Consider the following 18,980-nt stretch of genomic DNA (forward strand, 5'->3'; position numbering starts at 1 on the left):
CTTAGTAGTTAACACGAGCTAAATGAAATTTAATTCCTTTATCACTCCATCCTAAATCCCAAGGTACTCGATGTCTATCAGAGTTGTGGGAGTTTACTAAAATATATCCTTTTGAATCTATCCCAGTTACAATAGATATATGGGCGATTTCTCCTTTTTTTTCATAAGCTATATAATCACCAGGTAAAAGTTCATAAGAATGTTTTAAAACTTCATCGTAATTACCCTGGCTAATTATAGAGGCCCTACCACTATAAACCATATAGTTATGAAAGGCTTGGGCATTTACCCAGGCGCTGCTTCCAGAACCTTTTTGATAGTTCCATGTCGAGTTTTTTTCAAAATTCCCTCCTTCATAGAATACCTGAGAAGCGAAGTTAGTACAATCTCCTCCTTCATTATTATAATCTCTATATTCAGGATTGTATTGGAAGCCGTATTTAGGCAGGCTAGCGGCACCACTATATTTATCTGCGTATTCTACTGCATTTTTTCTTCTTTCATCTATATTTGATAACTCTTTAGTATTTCCTGATTGAATAATATTCTTAATTTCTTCACTTTTAATTTCATCTAAATTTAAAGAGTCAGCAAAAGGGTCTGTGTACCATTCTCTTATAATAATGTATTTATCTTTATCTTTAACTAAATCTAGAGAATGATACGTGCCTATTCTAAAAGAATTATTTATTTTAGTATTATTTTTATATATGTATTCATATTCAGTTGAAACTAATAGATTTACTGAAATTTTATCCTCTTTCTTTTTAAAATTTCTTAAAATAACTTCAGAATCAATATTTTTAAATTGGACAGATTGTTTATTTGACCATTTATTTAAATATTCCATTTTCTTAATCTCATGTTCATAGGCCCATATGCCATTTCTTATTTCTTTGTCATATAAATTAGATAAAATATCTGTATTTCCCTCAAGTAAGGCTTTATTTCTAAGATTAAACATTTGCTCTAACTTTATATCTAAATCTTCAGTAGCAATTATAGTTGAAACTTTTTTAGGATTATTCCACATATGAAATCCTAGTATACAAGCTATAGATATAATTGTACATAATAGGACAATTCTTAATTTTTTAAGTCTTATATAGATAATCATACTGTTCCTCCTAATACGTATTCATAAGATTATATGTATAAAGATCGTCTACTATGCTTTATTAATTTAAATTTAAATTTAAATTAATAAACTAAATACAAGAAGAGAAATTTCCAAAATATATTTAATTATATAGTATAATAATTTTAGACGCTTTTAAAATTAAGGAGGTCAAAAATGGATAGAGATAATGATTTTAAATTAGTTAATATGGAGAAACAAAAACATATAGCTTTAGTTGCTCATGACAATAGAAAAGAGGATTTAATTAAGTGGGTAAGAATAAATAAGGATAAACTTGGGAAACATCTTTTATGTGGAACTGGAACTACTGCGAGAATGATTAATGAAGCAGTCCATCTGCCTGTTAAAGCTTTTAATAGTGGACCATTAGGAGGAGATCAACAAATAGGTTGTCGTATTGTTGAGGGAGACATAGATTTTATGATTTTCTTTTGGGATCCATTAACAGCTCAACCTCATGATCCAGATGTAAAAGCATTGCTCCGTATTGCAGTGTTGTATGATATACCTGTTGCAACAAACCAAGCTACAGCAGATTTCTTGCTCTTATCTCCATTAATGAATGAAGAATATGAAAGAAAAATAATAGACTATTCTAAAAGGATGCACAGGAAATAAATATATTGATAATTTTTTTATAATATGTAATACTTTATAGTAGTATAGAGAGAAGAGAAGGTGAATTATGATAGAAATCGGAAAAATACAGAAATTAGAAGTGATAAAAACAGCACAGTCAGGAGTATACTTAAATACTAGAGATGGACAGAATGAAGATAATGCATTTCTTTCTAGAAAGGAAGTACCAAAAGATATTAAGAAAGGAGATATATTAGAAGTCTTTATATATAAAGGTTCTAAAAATGAAATATTAGCTACAACAAAGAAGCCAAAGATAACTGTTGGCGGAATGGGCATTCTTAGAGTAGTTCAAAATACAAAAGTAGGTGCATTTTTAGACTGGGGTATTGAGAAAGACCTATTTCTTCCTTTTACTGAGCAAATAGGAAAAATTGAAAAAGGAAGAGAATATTTAGTTGGAGTGTATTTAGATAAAAGTAATAGGCCATGTGCTACTATGAAGATTAAAAATATATTAAGTAATAAATCTCCTTATAAAGAAAATGATAAGGTTAAAGGGACTATTTATGCTATAAATCATGATATGGGAGCTTTTGTAGCTATTGATAACAAATATGATGGACTAATTCCCAAAGATGAGCTATATGGCGTATATAGAATTGGTGATGAAGTACAAGTAAGAGTTACTAGAGTAAGAATAGATGGAAAGTTAAACTTAAGTTTAAGAAAAAAATCATATAAACAAATGGACAGAGATGCAAATAAAATTTTAAAAAAGTTAAAAAGTAACAAAGGAGAACTAGAATTGAATGATAATAGTTCACCAGAGAAAATAAGAAGAGAATTAAATATGAGTAAAAGTGCATTTAAAAGAGCCGTAGGAAGACTATTAAAAGAAAGACAAATTGAATTTATGAGAAATGGTATTAGGATAAAAAGATAGGTTATGTTATGGACTTATATTGGTGGAGACAAGGGGATTTGAACCCCTGACCTTTTGACTGCCAGTCAAACATTCTCCCACTGAACTATGTCCCCATTTAATAATAATATACTATGTTTTTAGTATTTGGTCAAGGTATTGGGAAATATCATGACATGAAAATTTAAATCAACTAAAATTTATGTCATAAAATTCTTTTTAAATGATATAATATAAATTGAGAGGCTTTATAGGGGAGAGGCAACTCCCCTATAAATCAAGCTTTTCTCTTTCTTCTAGAACTCTTCTTTTTGGAAGAGTTCTTACTGATTTTTGCATTTTCAAACTTTATTAATTGGATTAGGAAGTTAAGTAGAATAGTTAAAAAACTTAAGATATTTTCTAGATTTGTCATTTTACTCACCTCCTGTAGATAGAATTAATTGGATTTTTGACTATGGTAAGTAAAGATTTTTAGATAAAAGAAATATGGATAAGAAGATATTTTGAGCTTGTTTAAAGTTTATATTTAAACTTTACTAAAATGATATCTTATTATAATCATATGAAAAAAATTACTTTATTATTACTTATTATAGTATTTTTTGGTATTTCAATAAAAAAATAAAGGCATTTGAAATTTCAAATGCCTTTTTATCGTTATATAAGTTTTGAATAATATTCAACTACTAATTGGTCATCTATTTCAATAGGTACTTCATCTCTATTGGGATATCTTACATATTTACCAGAGAAAATATTTTTATCTTTGTCTAAATAAGGATAGCTAATAAGAAAGTTAGAATAGAAATTTTCCTTAAAGAGTTCTACATTTTGTGATTTTTCCTTTAAAGAAATAGTATCTCCAGTTTTAACTCTATAAGAAGGTATGTCCACTTTCTTGCCATTTAATAATATATGACCATGAACTACCATTTGTCTTGCTTGCCTTATAGAAGAGGCAAATCCTAATCTGTATACTAAATTATCCAATCTAGACTCTAATATTTTAACTAAAGCATGACCAGTTTGTTCTTTCTTCTTTTTTGCTTCTCTTACATACTTTACAAATTGTTTTTCCATTACTCCATAATAAGCACGTAGTCTTTGCTTTTCTAATAATTGCATTCCATAATTTGAAAGCTTTTTATCTGACCTAGAAGTACCTTTGTGAGCTCTATCCATAGCCTTTGGATGACCACATACATTTAGTCCTAGTCTTCTACATTGTTTAAATCTAGGATATTGCATATTTGCCAAATTATCATCTCCAAAATTATATTTGCCGCGATAATTTAAGACCAATATTTATATACTCTATAATAACATATATGTAAATGATAATCAATATCATTTACATATAATATTGACTATTTTTGATATAAAAAAATAACGGATAGATAAAATATCAAATTATCTATCCGTTATTTACTACACTATATTTAAGTTTATTTGATCATTTTAATACTAGCAGTCTTTACAAAAATCACAGAAGATAACTACCAATAATAAGAAGAAGAATAGTAATGAAGTGTCTGGGCAGTTTATCATTCCATTCCAACCACAATCTTTATTTGTCATTATAATACACCTCCTGATCAGGAATAGGGAATTTAAATCCTACTATAGACTATGTTACATAGCGAAAAATGTTAATGTTTAATTAATTTAATAATTAAAAAAGCTATACCAGAGGCAGTTAAAGTACCTACGGGTATTCCATTAAAAAAAGTCACTCCAATAATAGAGCCTGCTACTACACCTATTAATGCAGAAGGGTCTTCATTTAGAAAGGTTAATCCTTTTGATGCAATTATAACTACGAAAAAACCAACTATAAAAGATACAATTCCATTTATATTTAAAAATTTCTCTATATTCAGTAAGTTTAAGGTGTTTTTTCCATTTAATAAAGAGGATAGCATCCAAATCATTAGAAAGGTCATTCCAATATTTAGAAAGTGATTTTTAATTAGACTATTTAAATATCTATTATTTAAAAATGATAATAATAGAATGACAATTGCAGCAAATGTCATATACTTGTTTTTTGCTGTAGCTGAAATTAAAATTATTATAAATATTACAATTTTATTAATCATATACATATCTCCAATCACATTATCTATATCTTTATAATATATTCGGATATAGGAAATATATCACATGAAATATAAAGCTAATTTTATAGAAGCTAAGCCTAATCATCCTATGTTTCAAGACATAGGATGATTAGGCTTTTGTGTATGTAAAACTTGCATTTTGTTTCTAGTTGTGATATGTTGTAGTTAACGAAAGGCTTTGAAGCGGGCCTTATGCTGATGCTAATGTGGTCCATTGGAACGTGCATAGTTAGTGAAAATCTTAGGGAAAATAGATAGTTTTAATATGTTGTAGCTATATAGATATATTGACAGTATTAAAGAAATCTATATAGTTCCTCAGGAACTCCATCGGTTTTAGCGGTGGAAGCTTCAGTTAATACTAAAAAGTGATATGATAAATATATAGGAAAGAAATCATATTATAAAATTGAATAGAAATTTAAAGGGGGGCTTATATAATAGGCTGAGATAGGAATGTTATTCCTGACCCTAAGAACCTGATTTGGGTAATTCCAGCGGAGGGACTTGTTTTTTTATGCTTATTTTGATACTTAGCTATATGCTTCTGTTGGAAGTGTATAGCTTTTTGTTTTTTGAAAGGGGGTTATATGTATATTGAGTATCTATAGGATAATAGATGCAAATATAAACAGGGTATCAGAAGGACTTAGAGTTATAGAAGATATAGAAAGATTTATATTTGAAAACAAAGAAATATCAAGAGAAGCAAGGGAGATAAGGCATTTAGTGAGGAAGAGTTTTTCAAATACTCAATTGTTTAAAGACAGAGGTTCTTTAACAGATATAGGCCTTGATGCATCAAGAGAAAAGGATTTAGATAAGAAAAGTAACATAGAAAGTTTACTTATATCTAATTTTAAAAGAGCAGAAGAAGGTTTAAGAAGTATTGAAGAATGTCTAAAGGTTATAGAATATTATGAAGAGTCAAAACTCTATGAACAACTAAGGTTCAGAGTATATGAACTAGAGAAAAAGGCATTTTTATATAAAAGTCAAGAAAGTATATCTTCTGAAGAAATAAAAAAATAATAAGGGGGAATTTTAAATGGAGTATACTACTCAAATGGATGCAGCTAAAAAAGGTATTGTAACAAAGGAAATGGAGATAGTGGCAGAAAAAGAGAATATTGATGTAGAAATTTTAAGAAAGAAAATAGGCGAGGGAAAAATCGTTATACCTGCAAATAAAAAACATAGTTCATTAATTCCCGAAGGAATAGGAGAGGGGCTTAGAACTAAGATAAATGTAAATTTAGGTATTTCTAGAGATTGTCCTGATGTAGATAAAGAACTTGAGAAGGTAAAAAATGCAATAGATATGAATGTAGAAGCTATAATGGATTTAAGTTCTTTTGGAAAAACTGAAGAGTTTAGAAGAAGATTAGTTGAGGCCTCTTCATCTATGATAGGGACTGTTCCAGTATATGATGCAGTAGGATTTTATGATAAAGAATTAAAAGATATTACTTCAGAAGAATTTCTAGACGTAGTAAGAAAACATGGAGAAGATGGAGTGGATTTTGTAACAATCCATGCAGGTATGAATAGAAGGACAGCAGAAGTTTTTAAAAAAAATAATAGAATTACAAATATAGTATCAAGGGGAGGTTCTTTATTATATGCTTGGATGGAATTGAATAATAAGGAAAATCCATTCTACGAATATTTTGATGAGCTTCTAGATATATGTAAAAAGTATGATATGACTATAAGCCTTGGAGATGCACTAAGACCTGGATGTATTGAAGACGGTACAGATGGACCACAAATAGAAGAACTTATAGTCCTTGGAGAACTAACAAAAAGGGCTTGGAGAGAAAATGTACAAGTTATGATAGAGGGCCCAGGACATATAGCTATAAATGAAATAGAAGCAAATATGCTGCTTGAGAAAAAAATATGTCATGGTGCTCCTTTCTATGTTCTGGGACCAATAGTTACTGATATAGCTCCAGGATACGATCATATAACTAGTGCTATCGGTGGAGCAATAGCTGCAAGTAGCGGAGCAGACTTCCTATGTTATGTAACACCAGCAGAACATTTAAGACTTCCAGATTTAGATGATATGAAAGAAGGAATTATTGCTTCAAAGATTGCAGCTCATGTAGGAGATATAGCTAAAGGATTATCTGGTGCTAAAGAATGGGATTTAGAAATGAGTATTGCAAGACAAGAATTAGATTGGGAAAAAATGTTTAGTTTAGCTATAGATGAAGATAAGGCAAGAAGATATAGGAAAGAATCCACTCCAGAGCATGAAGATAGCTGTACAATGTGTGGAAAAATGTGTTCAATGAGAAATATGAATAGAATAATGAAGGGAAAAGACATAAATATTTTAAGAAATGATGATTAATTTAAATGAAGGTGATTTAATTGGGAACTAAAAAGACTAAGAAGTTGACTATGGCTGGAATGTTTACGGCTATAGGAGTAGCTCTTGGAAATTTAATATATATTCCAATAGGAGCATCAAAATGTTTCCCAGTTCAACATGTTATAAATGTTTTATCTGCCACCATATTAGGCCCAATCTATAGTGTAGGTATAGCATTTTCTATATCTCTTTTAAGGAATATATTAGGGACAGGAAGTCTTTTAGCTTTTCCCGGTAGCATGATTGGAGCTTTAATTGCTGGATTATTTTATAAATATACTAAAAATAAATATATTTCAGCTGTTGGAGAAGTATTTGGAACAGGAGTACTTGGAGGATTTTTAGCTTTTCCACTAGCAAAATATATTATGGGAAAAGAAGTAGCAGTACTTTTCTTTGTATATCCTTTTATTTTAAGCAGTATAGGAGGTAGTGTATTATCTTTAGTAATATTAAATATTGTAGAAAAAAATAGAAAAATTCAAGTTAATACAAAGTAATAAAAGGCTATACACATAGTGGTGTTGTATGAGATAAGCCTATATGTTAGTATCTATATTAGGTTCTACTTTTAAAAATAGGGGGCGTTTAGATGGAAAGTAGGAAGCCAGAATGGTTAAATATAAAACTACGAGGAAATAGAGAGATAAATAATGTAAATAATCTGGTAAAGGGTTTATCTCTAAACACTGTATGTAAAGAAGCTAATTGTCCAAATCTTATGGAATGTTTTAGCAAGAGAACGGCTACTTTTATGATTTTAGGAAGTAATTGCACTAGAAACTGTACTTTTTGCAATGTAACAACGGGAAAGCCAGAAGTTGTAGATTTAGAAGAACCTTTAAAGGTTGCTAATGCGGTTAAAGAATTGGGACTTAAGTATGTAGTTATAACATCTGTAACAAGAGATGATCTACCTGATGGTGGAGCTGAACATTTTGCAAAGGTAATAGAAAGTATAAAAGAATTAAATGAAAGTATAATTGTAGAAGTACTTATACCAGATTTTAAGGGAGATAAAACAGCACTATCTAAAGTTGTTGAATCTAAGCCTGAAGTTATAAACCACAATGTAGAAACTATACCAAAATTATATTCTACGGTAAGACCTATGGCTATATATGAAAGATCTTTAAAACTATTAGAAAATGTAAAAAGTATGGATAAGAATATATTGACAAAGTCAGGAATTATGGTTGGACTTGGAGAGAAGGAAGGAGAGGTTATAGATTTATTTAAAGATTTAAGGAAAGTAGATTGTGATATATTGACTATAGGACAATACCTTGCTCCTTCAAAAAAACATCATCCAGTTGTTGAATATATCCATCCAGACATTTTTGAAAATTATAAGAATAAGGCATTAAAAATGGGCTTTAAATTTGTAGCTTCTGGTCCACTAGTAAGGAGTTCATATCATGCAGATCAGGTAATTGATTTAATAAAATAAATATTATAAATATCGTCTATTTTGAGGTTTTTCTTACTTAAATAGACGATTTTCTATTTTTCACATTCATTATTATTTGATACAATAAGTATAAGTAGTGGTTCAAGGCTATAAGGAGGAAAAGTTGTATGAGAGCAGAGACAGTATTACATGAATATTTTGGATTTGAAGATTTCAGAAAAGGACAGAAGGAACTAATAGATGGCTTAGTAAATAGAAGAGATGTACTAGGTATTATGCCTACTAGTGGGGGAAAATCATTATGCTATCAGATTCCAGCACTATTATTAGAAGGAGTTACATTGGTGATTTCTCCATTAATATCTTTAATGAAAGATCAGGTAGATGCGTTAAATGAATTTGGAATTTCTGCTACTTTTATAAATAGTACATTATCTATAAAGGAACAAAATTTAAGGATAGATGAAGGTTTAAAAGGTAAGTATAAACTTATATATATTGCACCAGAAAGGCTTAATTCTGAAATGTTTTTAAGATTTGTTAGAAAAGTAAATATTTCCTTAATTGCTGTAGATGAAGCTCATTGCATTAGTCAATGGGGTCATGATTTTCGCCCTAGTTACAGAGAGATCCCTAAATTTATATCTAACTTAGAGAATAGGCCAGTTATAGGTGCTTTTACTGCTACAGCTACTGAAGAAATAGTAGAGGATATTTCTAATATATTAAAGCTTGATAATCCATTAAAGATAATTACAGGATTTGATCGTCCTAATCTATATTTTGAAGTAAAGAAATCTTCAGATAGAAAAGCCTTTATACTTAATTATTTAGAAAATAGTCCTGATGAGTCAGGAATTATATATTGTGCTACTAGAAAAGAGGTAGAGAGTGTAGGAAGTTTTTTAAAAGAGAAAGGCTTTAATGTAGGTATATACCATGCTGGATTGACAAATGAAGAGAGAAAGAATACTCAAGAAGATTTTATATATGATAAAATTTTAATTATAGTTGCAACAAATGCTTTTGGAATGGGTATAGATAAATCTAATGTTAGATTTGTAATTCATCATAATATGCCGCAAAATATAGAAGCCTATTATCAAGAAGCTGGTCGTGCAGGAAGAGATGGAGAAAAAAGTGATTGTATTCTTTTATATTCTCCACAGGATATACTTAAACAAAAATATCTTATTGAACAAAGTACTTACAATCCAAAGAGAAAAGAAATATCCTATAAAAATCTTCAACATATGATAGATTATTGTCATACTAGAAATTGTTTAAGAGAAAGACTTTTAAACTATTTTGGTGAAGAAAATGGAAAGGATAATTGCAATTTTTGTAGTAATTGCTTAGATGATAGAGAGTTAAAAGATATTAGTACAGAAGCACAAAAGATTATATCCTGTGTATATAGAATGGATCAAAGATACGGTACCACTATGGTTGCTAAAGTTTTAATGGGTTCAAAGGATAAGCGAATTTTAGAGTTTGGATTAGATAAGGTATCTACTTACGGAATTATGGAAGAATATACTGAAAAGGGAATAAAAGATATGATTTTGCTTCTTATAGCAGATGGATATTTGCATGTGACAGGAAGTAAATTTCCTGTAGTCCAAATGACTCCTAAATCAATGGAAATATTGAAAGGAGAAAAAAAGGTATATCAGAGAATAGAAAAGAGAGAAGAATTGCCTAAGAGAGATTTAACTATACATGGAGAGTTATTTAAAGAACTTAGAGGTATTCGTATGGAAATAGCAATGCAAAAGAATGTTCCTCCCTATGTTATATTTGCAGATAGTACTTTGAGAGAAATATGCGCCTATCTTCCAGAAAATAAAGAGGAAATGCTTTCTATGAAAGGTATTGGAAATGTAAAGTATGAAAGATATGGAGAAATATTTCTAGATGCTGTATTAAAATATAGGGAAGAAACAGGGGCAGATGCACCTAAGAAGACTAGGAATAGTAGCATTACAGAATTAAATACTAGAAAAACAAATAAAATTAAAAGCCATGAAATAACTTATAAATTATATAATGAGGGGAAATCAATAGAGGAAATTGCAAAGGAGAGAGGATTAATAGAAGAAACAATTTTTAATCATTTAATTAAATGTCAGAAAGAAGGAAAAGATATTAACTGGTCAGATATGGTAGATGAAGATTTAGAAAGTCAAATATTAGAAGTAGTTGATGAAGTAGGCTCTGATTATTTAAAGCCTATTAAAGAAAAGCTTCCGGATAGTATTTCATATTTAGACATTAAAAAAGTATTATGTAAAAGAACTTATTCATAAAATATAATAGTATGGGAGGAGAAGTTATGAGGGATATGTTAAAAAAGCTTCCTAAAGTTGAGCTACATTGTCATTTAGATGGGAGTGTAAGACCAGAAACTATGTATGAATTATTGCTAGAAGAAAAAGATTTAGAAAATATATCTTTAGAAGAATTTGAGAAAATGGTTAAGGTAGAAGATGGATGCAATTCATTGGTTGAGTATTTAGAGAAGTTTTCTTATCCATTGAAAATAATGCAAAGTAAAGAAAATATAGAAAGGATTACATATGAACTTTTAGAGGATTTAAGTAAACAAAATGTAAAATATGCAGAAATAAGATTTGCACCATTCCTTTTTATGAAAAAAGGTCTTAGTTTTGATGAAGCTGTAGAAAGTGTGTTGAAAGGAATGGAAAGAGCTAAGAAAGATTTTAATATATTGTCTAATGCTATACTTGCATGTATGAGGTATGAGAGTGTGGATAAAAGTATAGAGGTAGTTAAAAAGGGAGAGAAATTTCTTGGAAAAGGAGTAGTAGCAGTAGATTTAGCTGGAGGAGAAGAAGGTTTTCCACCAGAGAAACATAAGGAAGCTTTTGATTTAGCTTATGAAAAAGGATACAATATAACAGTCCATGCGGGAGAAACTGGAAGAGATGAAAATATAATTAAATCTGTAGAACTTTTACATGCTCAAAGAATAGGCCATGGAATAGCAGCTATAAAAAATCCTAATATAATGAAATTGCTAAAAGAAAAAGATATATTTTTAGAAATGTGTCCTATAAGTAATTTACAAACTAAGGCAGTAAACTCAATAGATGAATATCCTATAAGGGAATTTTTAAATAATGACATATTAGTAACAGTAAATACTGATAATACAACTGTTTCAAATACTTCATTAGATAAAGAATATAGTCTTTTAATAGAAGAATTAGGATTTTCCATTGAAGATATAATGAAAATTATGGAAAATTCAGTAAAAGCTACATTTTTACCTGAAGAGGAGAAAAACCATTTAAAAAGAATAATAGAAGATAGCTTAAAAAATATATAATTTTCCTAGATTAGGAGGGTTTATATATGGGGACTGCAATGCCATTGGTAGTAATTTCATTTATATGTGCTACAGTTTTTATTGGGATTGGAATATTTGCATTAAAAAAGAAAACTCCAATGCATTTTTGGTCTGGAACAAGAGTTAAAACGGAAGAAATTTCTGATGTAAAAGCATATAATAAGGCTAATGGAACTATGTGGATTGCATATGGTTCCACATTTATTTTATCAGCCATACTTTCCATATTATTTGAGGTGGTTTTTATTATCTTTAATAGGTTTTTTTATAATATACAATTACTTTCAAGCAATTTTTTATTAAAAGTGATATAATATAAATATTATTTCGTGTATCTAAATAAGTTATAAATGGGGGAGTTATATGAAAGAGGATAAAAGAAAAGATCTCATACTTGGTGGAGAATTGTATAAGGTAATTATAACATTATCATTGCCTATTATGGTTAATAACTTAATTCAAACCCTTTATAATGTAGTAGATGGAATGTGGGTAAGCAAATTAGGTTCTGTCCAATTTGCTTCTACATCTTTTGTTTGGCCAGTATTATATCTGTTTATATCTATAGGTATTGGACTTTCAGTTGCTGGAACATCTATACTATCTCAATTAATTGGGGCTTCAAAAGAGGAAGAAGCTAATAAATATGCTAGTCAGCTTATTATAGTATCTTTAATATTTGCTATTTGTTTTTCTATTATTGGATATATAATAACACCTCTTGTAATTAAGTTGATGGGAGGAAAAGGTGATTTAGCTAAATATAGCAATACATATTTAAAATTAAGTTTTTTAGATTTATCTTTTATGTTTTTGTTTTTTAATTTTAATTCTATTATGAATGCTCAAGGAAATACTCTTTTACCAACTGTACTTAGTGGTATTAGTGCTATAATCAATACAGTATTGGACCCTATTTTTATATTTAATTTTAATATGGGAATTGCAGGGGCTGCTATTGCAACAATAATTTCAAGGGTTTTTCTTGCCGTTTCTAGTATGTACATAATGTTTAAAGGTTCCAATACGATTAGACCAAGTTTTAAAAAGTTTAAATTTGATAAATTTATAATTAAAAGAATTTTAAATGTTGCATTGCCTGCTTCCATTGGGCAATCTGGTTCAGCTTTAGGCTTTATGGTTCTCAATACTTTTATAGCATCTTATGGAACAGCTACTATAGCTGCTTTTGGAATGGTCAATAGGATTACATCGCTTATATCACAACCTGCTATGGGTATTGGAGCAGCATTAACATCTATTGTAGGGCAAAATATAGGTGCTAATCAATTAGACAGGGTAAAAGAGGCATTTAAAAAATCATTAAGATTAACAGTACTTTTTTCAACTATAGGGGTCATATTTATATTATGGAAGGATAAAGAAATAATTAATTTTTTCATACGTTCAAAAGATGATAAAGAGGTTATATATCAAGGTATTAATTATCTTAGATATATTTCAGTATCTATGCCATTAATGGGAATATTCAGTGTACTTCAAGGTATATTTCAAGGGTCAGGACATACTAAATATTCTATGTCAATGGAGGTAGGAAGACTTTGGTTTGTAAGACTTCCTATGATACTTATATTTAAGCATTTTACAAATATAGGACCTACAGGAATATGGTTTTCAATGAGTTTTAGCAATTTAATAATATGCTTATATGGAATTTTTATTTACAAAAAGAAAAATTGGCAAGAGAAAATACTAACTGATAAAGAATATATATAATAAATTATTAATTTATAGTTTTAGATATGCAAATAAGGGTAATATATTATTGGTACTATGCTAAATATTTGGAAAGGAGTTGGCACGATGCTAAATTTTAATTATTCTATTCCAACAAAAATATTTTTTGGTAAAGGACAAATAGAAGTTTTAGGTAGGGAAATAAAAAAATACGGTTCTAAAGTTCTTATTGTTTATGGAAAGGGAAGTATTAAAAAGACTGGTATATATAATGAGGCAGTTAACATACTAAAAGATAATAATATAGATTATTGGGAATTAGCAGATGTAGATCCTAATCCTAGAATAACAAGTGTAAGAGAAGGAATAAAAATTTGTAAAGAAAAGGAAGTAGAATTTATTTTACCTATAGGTGGTGGAAGTTCTATAGATTGTGCAAAAGTTATAGGAGCAGGTTATTATTATGATGGAGATCCTTGGGATCTTTTAATTGGAAAAGCTAAAGTTAAAAATTCTCTTCCTATAGGTACAGTACTTACATTATCTGCTACAGGTTCAGAAATGGATGCTGGTGCAGTAATTACTAATATGGAAACTAATCAAAAGCTAAGTGTTGGTCATCCAACTATGGCTCCTAAATTTTCAATACTAGATCCAGAATATACATTTACAGTTCCAAAAAATCAGACAGCTGCAGGAGTAGCTGATATTATGAGTCATGTATTTGAATCTTATTTTAGTAGAACAAAAGAGGCTTATTTACAAGATAGAATGGCAGAGGCAATTCTAAAAACTTGTATAAAATATGGAAAAATAGCTATAGATGAACCAGAAAATTATGAGGCAAGGAGTAATATAATGTGGGCATCAAGCCTTGCAATTAACGGACTCTTAGGATATGGCAAGGGAAATGATTTTAAATGGAGTGTTCATGCTATTGAACATGAATTAAGTGCATATTATGATATTACTCATGGAGTAGGTCTTGCAATACTATATCCTAATTGGATGAGACATGTTTTAGATGATGAAAATGTATATAAATTTGTAGAGTATGGTATAAATATATGGGGTATTGACAGAAATAAAAATGATTATGTCATAGCTAATGAAGCTATAGATAAAACAAGAGAGTACTTTAATTCACTAGGATTGCCAGCTACTTTGGAAGAGGTAGGAATTGGAAAAGAAAATTTAGATAAAATGGCTAAAGCTGCTGTTGACCATAATAAAGGTACAGTAGGTTCTTTTAAACCTCTTGCATATGAGGATGTTTTAAATATATACATGGCTTCATTATAATATTTATTTTTAAAGGAATCTAATTGCATTGAACGTTTTTATTAACTAAATGAAAATATAATATAGGGAGTTGAAGAAATGCAAATCACAGAATTGCCAAAAGAAGGAGAAGAAATAGGGGAAATAGTAACAAATTATGGGACTATAAAAGTAAAGTTTTTTCCTAATGTAGCACCAAAGGCAGTAGAAAATTTTAAGACTCATGCAAAAAATGGCTATTATGATGGAGTTATATTCCATAGGGTTATTGAAGATTTTATGATTCAAGGTGGAGATCCAGAAGGAACTGGAATAGGTGGAGAAAGTATATGGGGTAATCCCTTTGAGGATGAGTTTGATTTGAACTATAGGAATTTTAAAGGAGCTTTATCTATGGCAAATAGAGGACCTAATACAAATGGCAGTCAATTTTTCATAGTTCAAAACTCCAATGTAGACAAAGATATTATAAAGCAAATGAAGAAATTAGGAGAAGAAAGTGGCTATCCTGATTCTGTAATAGAAACCTACGAAAAAGTAGGGGGAACTTATTGGTTAGATGGAAGGCATACAGTATTTGGTCAAGTTTTTGAGGGAATGGATATAGTAGATAAAATAGCAAAAGTGGACACTGATGTAAATGATAAACCAATAGAGCCAGTGGTAATGGAAAAAATTAATATAGTTAAATATTAAAGGTTAGAGTGAAATTCAAATAATAAGCATAAAAAAATCTTCTACTTTTAAAACTTAAGTTAGAAGGTTTTTTTATGCTATACCAAAAATGGTATAGATTAATAAGTAAGGCAGATATAATATATAGTAAAGATAGTTTACAATATAAAAATATAATTAACTATATAGATTTTAAAAAAGGGTAGTTGTAGAAATTTAAAAATGACAGATTATATTATTATAGTTGGTGGTAATTATTATCATGGTATAGGTATATTTAAGATGGGGAAAATAGTTCAAGTTATAAAGGATTATGAAAATAGTTATGATGATGAATTGATACAAGTATATATTGAAAGATCAGGAAAAGTAGGATATGTAGCAAATAGTACTTATACTGTTGCAAAGGGTACAAAAAATGCTAGAAGAATATATGATAAATTTGGAAAAAAACAGAAGCAAAGATTTTATTTATTATAAAGATAGTATAATATTTGAAATAATTAAAGAAAATAATTAAATAGCATTAAAAGACTAGTATTTTAATAACGGTTGACAATGAAAATCCTATATGATACGTTCTATATGCAGTAAAACTTAGTCACAAATAAATAATAAAGGAGATTCTAGACTATGGGAGAAAACACAGTATTAGCAACAGTAAATGGCAAGGAAATTACAGAACAAGAAGTACAAGCTTTTATAAATGGATTGGGACCACAAGTTGCTATGCAATTTCAATCACCAGATGGTATGAAAAAAGTAGTAGACGAGCTAGTGAATCAAGAATTAATGTACTTAGATGCTGTTGAAAATAAATTTCAAGAGGAAGAAACTTTCAAGAAAGAATTAGAAAAAGTTAAAGAATTTGTTTTAAAACAATATGCTGTTAATAAACTTTTATCTAATGTATCTGCTACAGAGGAAGAAGTAGCTAAATTCTATGATGATAATAAGGAACAATTTAAAGTACCAGAAAAAGCTAGAGCTAGTCATATACTAGTTGATAAAGAAGACAAAGCTAAAAAGATAATTGAGGAAATAAAGAATGGTTTATCCTTTGAAGAAGCTGCTATGAAATATTCAAACTGTCCTTCAAAAAATAATGGTGGAGATTTAGGAGAGTTTAGTAGAGGGAAAATGGTGCCAGAATTTGAAGAGGTAGCTTTTAGTATTGAAGAAAATAAATTAAGTGAACCAGTTAAGACTCAATTTGGATACCATATAATTAAGGTTCAATATAAAAAAGAAGCAAGTACTAGTGCCTTAAGTGAGGTTAAAGATCAAATTGCACAACAGATTGTTGCTATGAAACAACAAGAAAAATATCTAGACAAAACTGAAGAATTAAAAAATAAATATGAGGTAAAAATAAATCTTTAATAGATGATAAAAGAACCTATTAGGTTTTATAAAATGGAACCTATGAAATAGACAATAAAAAAAAGTCTATTATCATAGGTTCTTTTATTTTAAAATTTATTTCTTGTATTATTGACTTATCTCAATTAAAATATAAACTAAATTAGGCATTAAATTAAAATGAGAGGAGTTGATTGTTATAAAAATTAAAACTCTTGTAAATGATAGTGTGAAATCTATATATAATAGTGTTAAAAGATTTCCTATAACTATAGGAGTGTGTGTACTTCTCGTTATAATGCTCATTATTACAAATGAAAATCAGTCCAACTTAAGTAGAGAAACTTTAAAAACTATTCAACGGATTGATATGATAATAGCCCTTGGAATACCATTGTCCCTTTGCTTTAAATTGATATTTGAAAAGAAGAATATAATAAACAAATTGAATAAAGTATTTATATATATTGTTGGAATAGGTGCTTTAGCGTTATATTATTTTTACCTATTGAAAGATTTTAGCACTATAAGCATAATAAGATATATAGGATTGAATGTCTTCTTATATCTAGGTTTTTTATATATACCATGGGTTGGGAATAAAGAACATTATGAAAATTATATTATAAAAGTATTGGGAAGCTTTTTTATTGTAGCTATTTATTCAATAGTATTATATTTGGGATTTTCTGCTATAATATTTACTTTAAATAGACTTTTTTCAATCAATATAGAAGGAAAAATATATTATTATATGTCTTTGTTTGTATTTGTAGTATTTATGCCATCTATGTTTTTAGCAAAAATACCTTATAATAACTATGATTTTTCGAAAACAGAATATCCAAAAGCTCTTAAAATATTATTATTGTATATAATAATTCCATTAGTTACAATATATACAGCTATATTATATGCTTATTTTATAAAGATACTTGTAACTAGAAATTGGCCTGAAGGTTTAGTATCCCATCTTGTATTATGGTACTCAACTATAGCTGTTGGAATTATATTTTTTATCTATCCACTAGTAAACAAGAATAAATTGGCTAAAATTTTTACTTTTTGGTTTCCTAAAATAATTATTCCGCTAATGATTATGATGTTTATTTCTATAGGAATTAGAATAAGAGAATATGGAATAACTGAGAATAGATATTTTGTATTTGTCTTAGGATTATGGGTTTTAGGGATTATGATATATTTTTCAACTGCAAAGAAATTAAAAAATATTATAATTCCTATTTCTCTTTCAATAATAGCCTTAAATTCAGTATTTGGTCCATTGAGTAGTTTCTCAATATCCAAATATAGTCAAAATAAAAGGTTTGAAAAAATATTAATAAGAAATAATATGCTTATTGATGAGAAAATAGTTAGATCTAAAACTAAAATATCAGAAAAAAACAGAACAGAAACTAGTATGATTTTATCATATTTTAAAGATAAACATAGTTTAAATGATGTAAAATATCTTCCCGAAAATTTTAAAATAGATGATATGGAAAAGATATTTGGATTTTCCTATACTCATGCAATATACGGTAAAAGAGAATATTTTCATTTTACTACTAATGGATCTAAAAAGCCTATTGAAATAAATGGCTATGATTATTTAATAAATATGAATAGTTTAACAAATGATACAGTCAAATTTGGAGATTCAAAAGAAATTAGTTATGATATGGATGGTAAACTATTAAAAATATGTGATAGTGGAAGTATAATATATGAAAAAAATATAGAAGAATATGCTGAAGCTGTATTCAATAAATATAAAAATAGTTCCGATAGTAGTGAAATAAACATTGAAAATATGACATTTGAAGATGAAAATGAAAAAGTAAAGATTAAGTTTATATTTGATTATATTTCACTAGAAAGCGATGATAATAAAACGATTGAAAATATAAATGATATAAATTTCCATGTTATTTTTAAAATCAAATAAGAAAGAATCAAGGAAAACCTTGATTCTTTCTTATTATATAAATGTATCAATATTGACAACAAAAAAACGTATCTATAT

19 protein-coding genes, 1 tRNA gene and 1 riboswitch are annotated in these 18,980 nt (G+C 28.4%); of the genes, 15 read left to right on the plus strand and 5 right to left on the minus strand.

Features of this window, described 5'->3' with window-relative positions; translation table 11 throughout:
* Position 1: 1 nt before the first annotated feature.
* Entirely contained in the window at positions 2 to 1,117 is a 1,116-nt protein-coding gene (locus NSA23_RS08480) for an amidase domain-containing protein (protein WP_042682822.1), read from the minus strand.
* A 177-nt stretch (positions 1,118 to 1,294) separates the two neighbouring features.
* On the opposite strand from NSA23_RS08480, the gene NSA23_RS08485 reads away from it, so the two are divergent.
* Positions 1,295 to 1,759, plus strand: coding sequence for a methylglyoxal synthase (locus NSA23_RS08485; protein WP_081915258.1), 465 nt, complete (start codon positions 1,295 to 1,297; stop codon positions 1,757 to 1,759).
* Between the two features lie 67 nt (positions 1,760 to 1,826).
* Entirely contained in the window at positions 1,827 to 2,666 is an 840-nt protein-coding gene (locus NSA23_RS08490) for a CvfB family protein (protein ID WP_042682819.1), read from the plus strand.
* 20 nt (positions 2,667 to 2,686) lie between these two features.
* Here the strand turns inward: NSA23_RS08490 and NSA23_RS08495 are convergent.
* From NSA23_RS08495 to NSA23_RS08510, 4 genes are all read right to left on the minus strand, one after another.
* A tRNA-Ala gene (locus NSA23_RS08495) sits at positions 2,687 to 2,761 on the minus strand.
* A 161-nt stretch (positions 2,762 to 2,922) separates the two neighbouring features.
* Positions 2,923 to 3,060 (minus strand): hypothetical protein, encoded by a 138-nt coding sequence (locus tag NSA23_RS08500; RefSeq protein ID WP_257490409.1) that lies wholly within the window; start codon positions 3,058 to 3,060, stop codon positions 2,923 to 2,925.
* A 245-nt stretch (positions 3,061 to 3,305) separates the two neighbouring features.
* Positions 3,306 to 3,905, minus strand: a complete 600-nt coding sequence (gene rpsD, locus NSA23_RS08505) for a 30S ribosomal protein S4 (RefSeq protein WP_050069847.1) — start codon at positions 3,903 to 3,905, stop codon at positions 3,306 to 3,308.
* 392 nt (positions 3,906 to 4,297) lie between these two features.
* A complete protein-coding gene (locus tag NSA23_RS08510; RefSeq protein ID WP_042682817.1) occupies positions 4,298 to 4,747 on the minus strand; it encodes a DUF441 family protein in 450 nt (149 codons plus the stop codon).
* A gap of 436 nt (positions 4,748 to 5,183) precedes the next feature.
* Positions 5,184 to 5,292, plus strand: a riboswitch (TPP riboswitch).
* Positions 5,293 to 5,365: 73 nt separating this feature from the next.
* Between NSA23_RS08510 and NSA23_RS08515 the strand changes: the two genes are divergently transcribed.
* The 13 genes from NSA23_RS08515 to NSA23_RS08575 all read left to right on the plus strand — a co-directional run bounded on the left by NSA23_RS08515 (position 5,366) and on the right by NSA23_RS08575 (position 18,902).
* Positions 5,366 to 5,800: a hypothetical protein gene (locus NSA23_RS08515; RefSeq protein WP_257490410.1), complete on the plus strand. Its 435-nt coding sequence runs from the start codon at positions 5,366 to 5,368 to the stop codon at positions 5,798 to 5,800.
* Positions 5,801 to 5,816: 16 nt separating this feature from the next.
* Entirely contained in the window at positions 5,817 to 7,130 is a 1,314-nt protein-coding gene (gene thiC / locus NSA23_RS08520) for a phosphomethylpyrimidine synthase ThiC (RefSeq protein WP_257490411.1), read from the plus strand.
* 20 nt (positions 7,131 to 7,150) lie between these two features.
* On the plus strand, positions 7,151 to 7,651 hold the full coding sequence (gene thiW / locus NSA23_RS08525) for an energy coupling factor transporter S component ThiW (protein ID WP_257490412.1): 501 nt from the start codon (positions 7,151 to 7,153) through the stop codon (positions 7,649 to 7,651).
* 92 nt (positions 7,652 to 7,743) lie between these two features.
* A complete protein-coding gene (gene lipA, locus NSA23_RS08530; RefSeq protein WP_257490413.1) occupies positions 7,744 to 8,601 on the plus strand; it encodes a lipoyl synthase in 858 nt (285 codons plus the stop codon).
* A gap of 128 nt (positions 8,602 to 8,729) precedes the next feature.
* Positions 8,730 to 10,871, plus strand: coding sequence for a DNA helicase RecQ (recQ, locus tag NSA23_RS08535; protein WP_257490414.1), 2,142 nt, complete (start codon positions 8,730 to 8,732; stop codon positions 10,869 to 10,871).
* A gap of 26 nt (positions 10,872 to 10,897) precedes the next feature.
* Entirely contained in the window at positions 10,898 to 11,914 is a 1,017-nt protein-coding gene (add, locus tag NSA23_RS08540; protein WP_042682806.1) for an adenosine deaminase, read from the plus strand.
* A 26-nt stretch (positions 11,915 to 11,940) separates the two neighbouring features.
* Positions 11,941 to 12,249, plus strand: coding sequence for a hypothetical protein (locus NSA23_RS08545; protein WP_042682804.1), 309 nt, complete (start codon positions 11,941 to 11,943; stop codon positions 12,247 to 12,249).
* A gap of 49 nt (positions 12,250 to 12,298) precedes the next feature.
* A complete protein-coding gene (locus tag NSA23_RS08550; RefSeq protein ID WP_042682802.1) occupies positions 12,299 to 13,672 on the plus strand; it encodes an MATE family efflux transporter in 1,374 nt (457 codons plus the stop codon).
* A gap of 87 nt (positions 13,673 to 13,759) precedes the next feature.
* Complete coding sequence (locus NSA23_RS08555) at positions 13,760 to 14,935, plus strand: iron-containing alcohol dehydrogenase (protein WP_042682799.1); 1,176 nt, start codon at positions 13,760 to 13,762, stop codon at positions 14,933 to 14,935.
* Between the two features lie 78 nt (positions 14,936 to 15,013).
* Positions 15,014 to 15,610, plus strand: a complete 597-nt coding sequence (locus NSA23_RS08560; RefSeq protein WP_042682797.1) for a peptidylprolyl isomerase — start codon at positions 15,014 to 15,016, stop codon at positions 15,608 to 15,610.
* Positions 15,611 to 15,811: 201 nt separating this feature from the next.
* The gene (locus NSA23_RS08565; RefSeq protein WP_075052131.1) at positions 15,812 to 16,069 is read left to right on the plus strand and encodes an HIRAN domain-containing protein; all 258 of its coding nucleotides are present in this window, start codon (positions 15,812 to 15,814) and stop codon (positions 16,067 to 16,069) included.
* A 153-nt stretch (positions 16,070 to 16,222) separates the two neighbouring features.
* On the plus strand, positions 16,223 to 16,972 hold the full coding sequence (locus NSA23_RS08570; protein ID WP_042682794.1) for a peptidylprolyl isomerase: 750 nt from the start codon (positions 16,223 to 16,225) through the stop codon (positions 16,970 to 16,972).
* 208 nt (positions 16,973 to 17,180) lie between these two features.
* Entirely contained in the window at positions 17,181 to 18,902 is a 1,722-nt protein-coding gene (locus NSA23_RS08575; protein WP_257490415.1) for a DUF4153 domain-containing protein, read from the plus strand.
* The last annotated feature ends 78 nt before the right edge of the window (positions 18,903 to 18,980 follow it).

It is taken from the genome of Anaerosalibacter massiliensis (genome assembly GCF_024623155.1).
Taxonomy (GTDB): domain Bacteria; phylum Bacillota; class Clostridia; order Tissierellales; family Sporanaerobacteraceae; genus Anaerosalibacter; species Anaerosalibacter massiliensis.

Coding starts and splice junctions, on each gene's coding strand:
- NSA23_RS08480 (WP_042682822.1), bottom strand. CDS start 1,117: ATGATTATCTATATAAGACTTAAAAAATTAAGAATTGTCCTATTATGT.
- NSA23_RS08485 (WP_081915258.1), top strand. CDS start 1,295: ATGGATAGAGATAATGATTTTAAATTAGTTAATATGGAGAAACAAAAA.
- NSA23_RS08490 (WP_042682819.1), top strand. CDS start 1,827: ATGATAGAAATCGGAAAAATACAGAAATTAGAAGTGATAAAAACAGCA.
- NSA23_RS08500 (WP_257490409.1), bottom strand. CDS start 3,060: ATGACAAATCTAGAAAATATCTTAAGTTTTTTAACTATTCTACTTAAC.
- NSA23_RS08510 (WP_042682817.1), bottom strand. CDS start 4,747: ATGATTAATAAAATTGTAATATTTATAATAATTTTAATTTCAGCTACA.
- thiC (WP_257490411.1), top strand. CDS start 5,817: ATGGAGTATACTACTCAAATGGATGCAGCTAAAAAAGGTATTGTAACA.
- lipA (WP_257490413.1), top strand. CDS start 7,744: ATGGAAAGTAGGAAGCCAGAATGGTTAAATATAAAACTACGAGGAAAT.
- recQ (WP_257490414.1), top strand. CDS start 8,730: ATGAGAGCAGAGACAGTATTACATGAATATTTTGGATTTGAAGATTTC.
- add (WP_042682806.1), top strand. CDS start 10,898: ATGAGGGATATGTTAAAAAAGCTTCCTAAAGTTGAGCTACATTGTCAT.
- NSA23_RS08545 (WP_042682804.1), top strand. CDS start 11,941: ATGGGGACTGCAATGCCATTGGTAGTAATTTCATTTATATGTGCTACA.
- NSA23_RS08550 (WP_042682802.1), top strand. CDS start 12,299: ATGAAAGAGGATAAAAGAAAAGATCTCATACTTGGTGGAGAATTGTAT.
- NSA23_RS08555 (WP_042682799.1), top strand. CDS start 13,760: ATGCTAAATTTTAATTATTCTATTCCAACAAAAATATTTTTTGGTAAA.
- NSA23_RS08560 (WP_042682797.1), top strand. CDS start 15,014: ATGCAAATCACAGAATTGCCAAAAGAAGGAGAAGAAATAGGGGAAATA.
- NSA23_RS08565 (WP_075052131.1), top strand. CDS start 15,812: ATGACAGATTATATTATTATAGTTGGTGGTAATTATTATCATGGTATA.
- NSA23_RS08570 (WP_042682794.1), top strand. CDS start 16,223: ATGGGAGAAAACACAGTATTAGCAACAGTAAATGGCAAGGAAATTACA.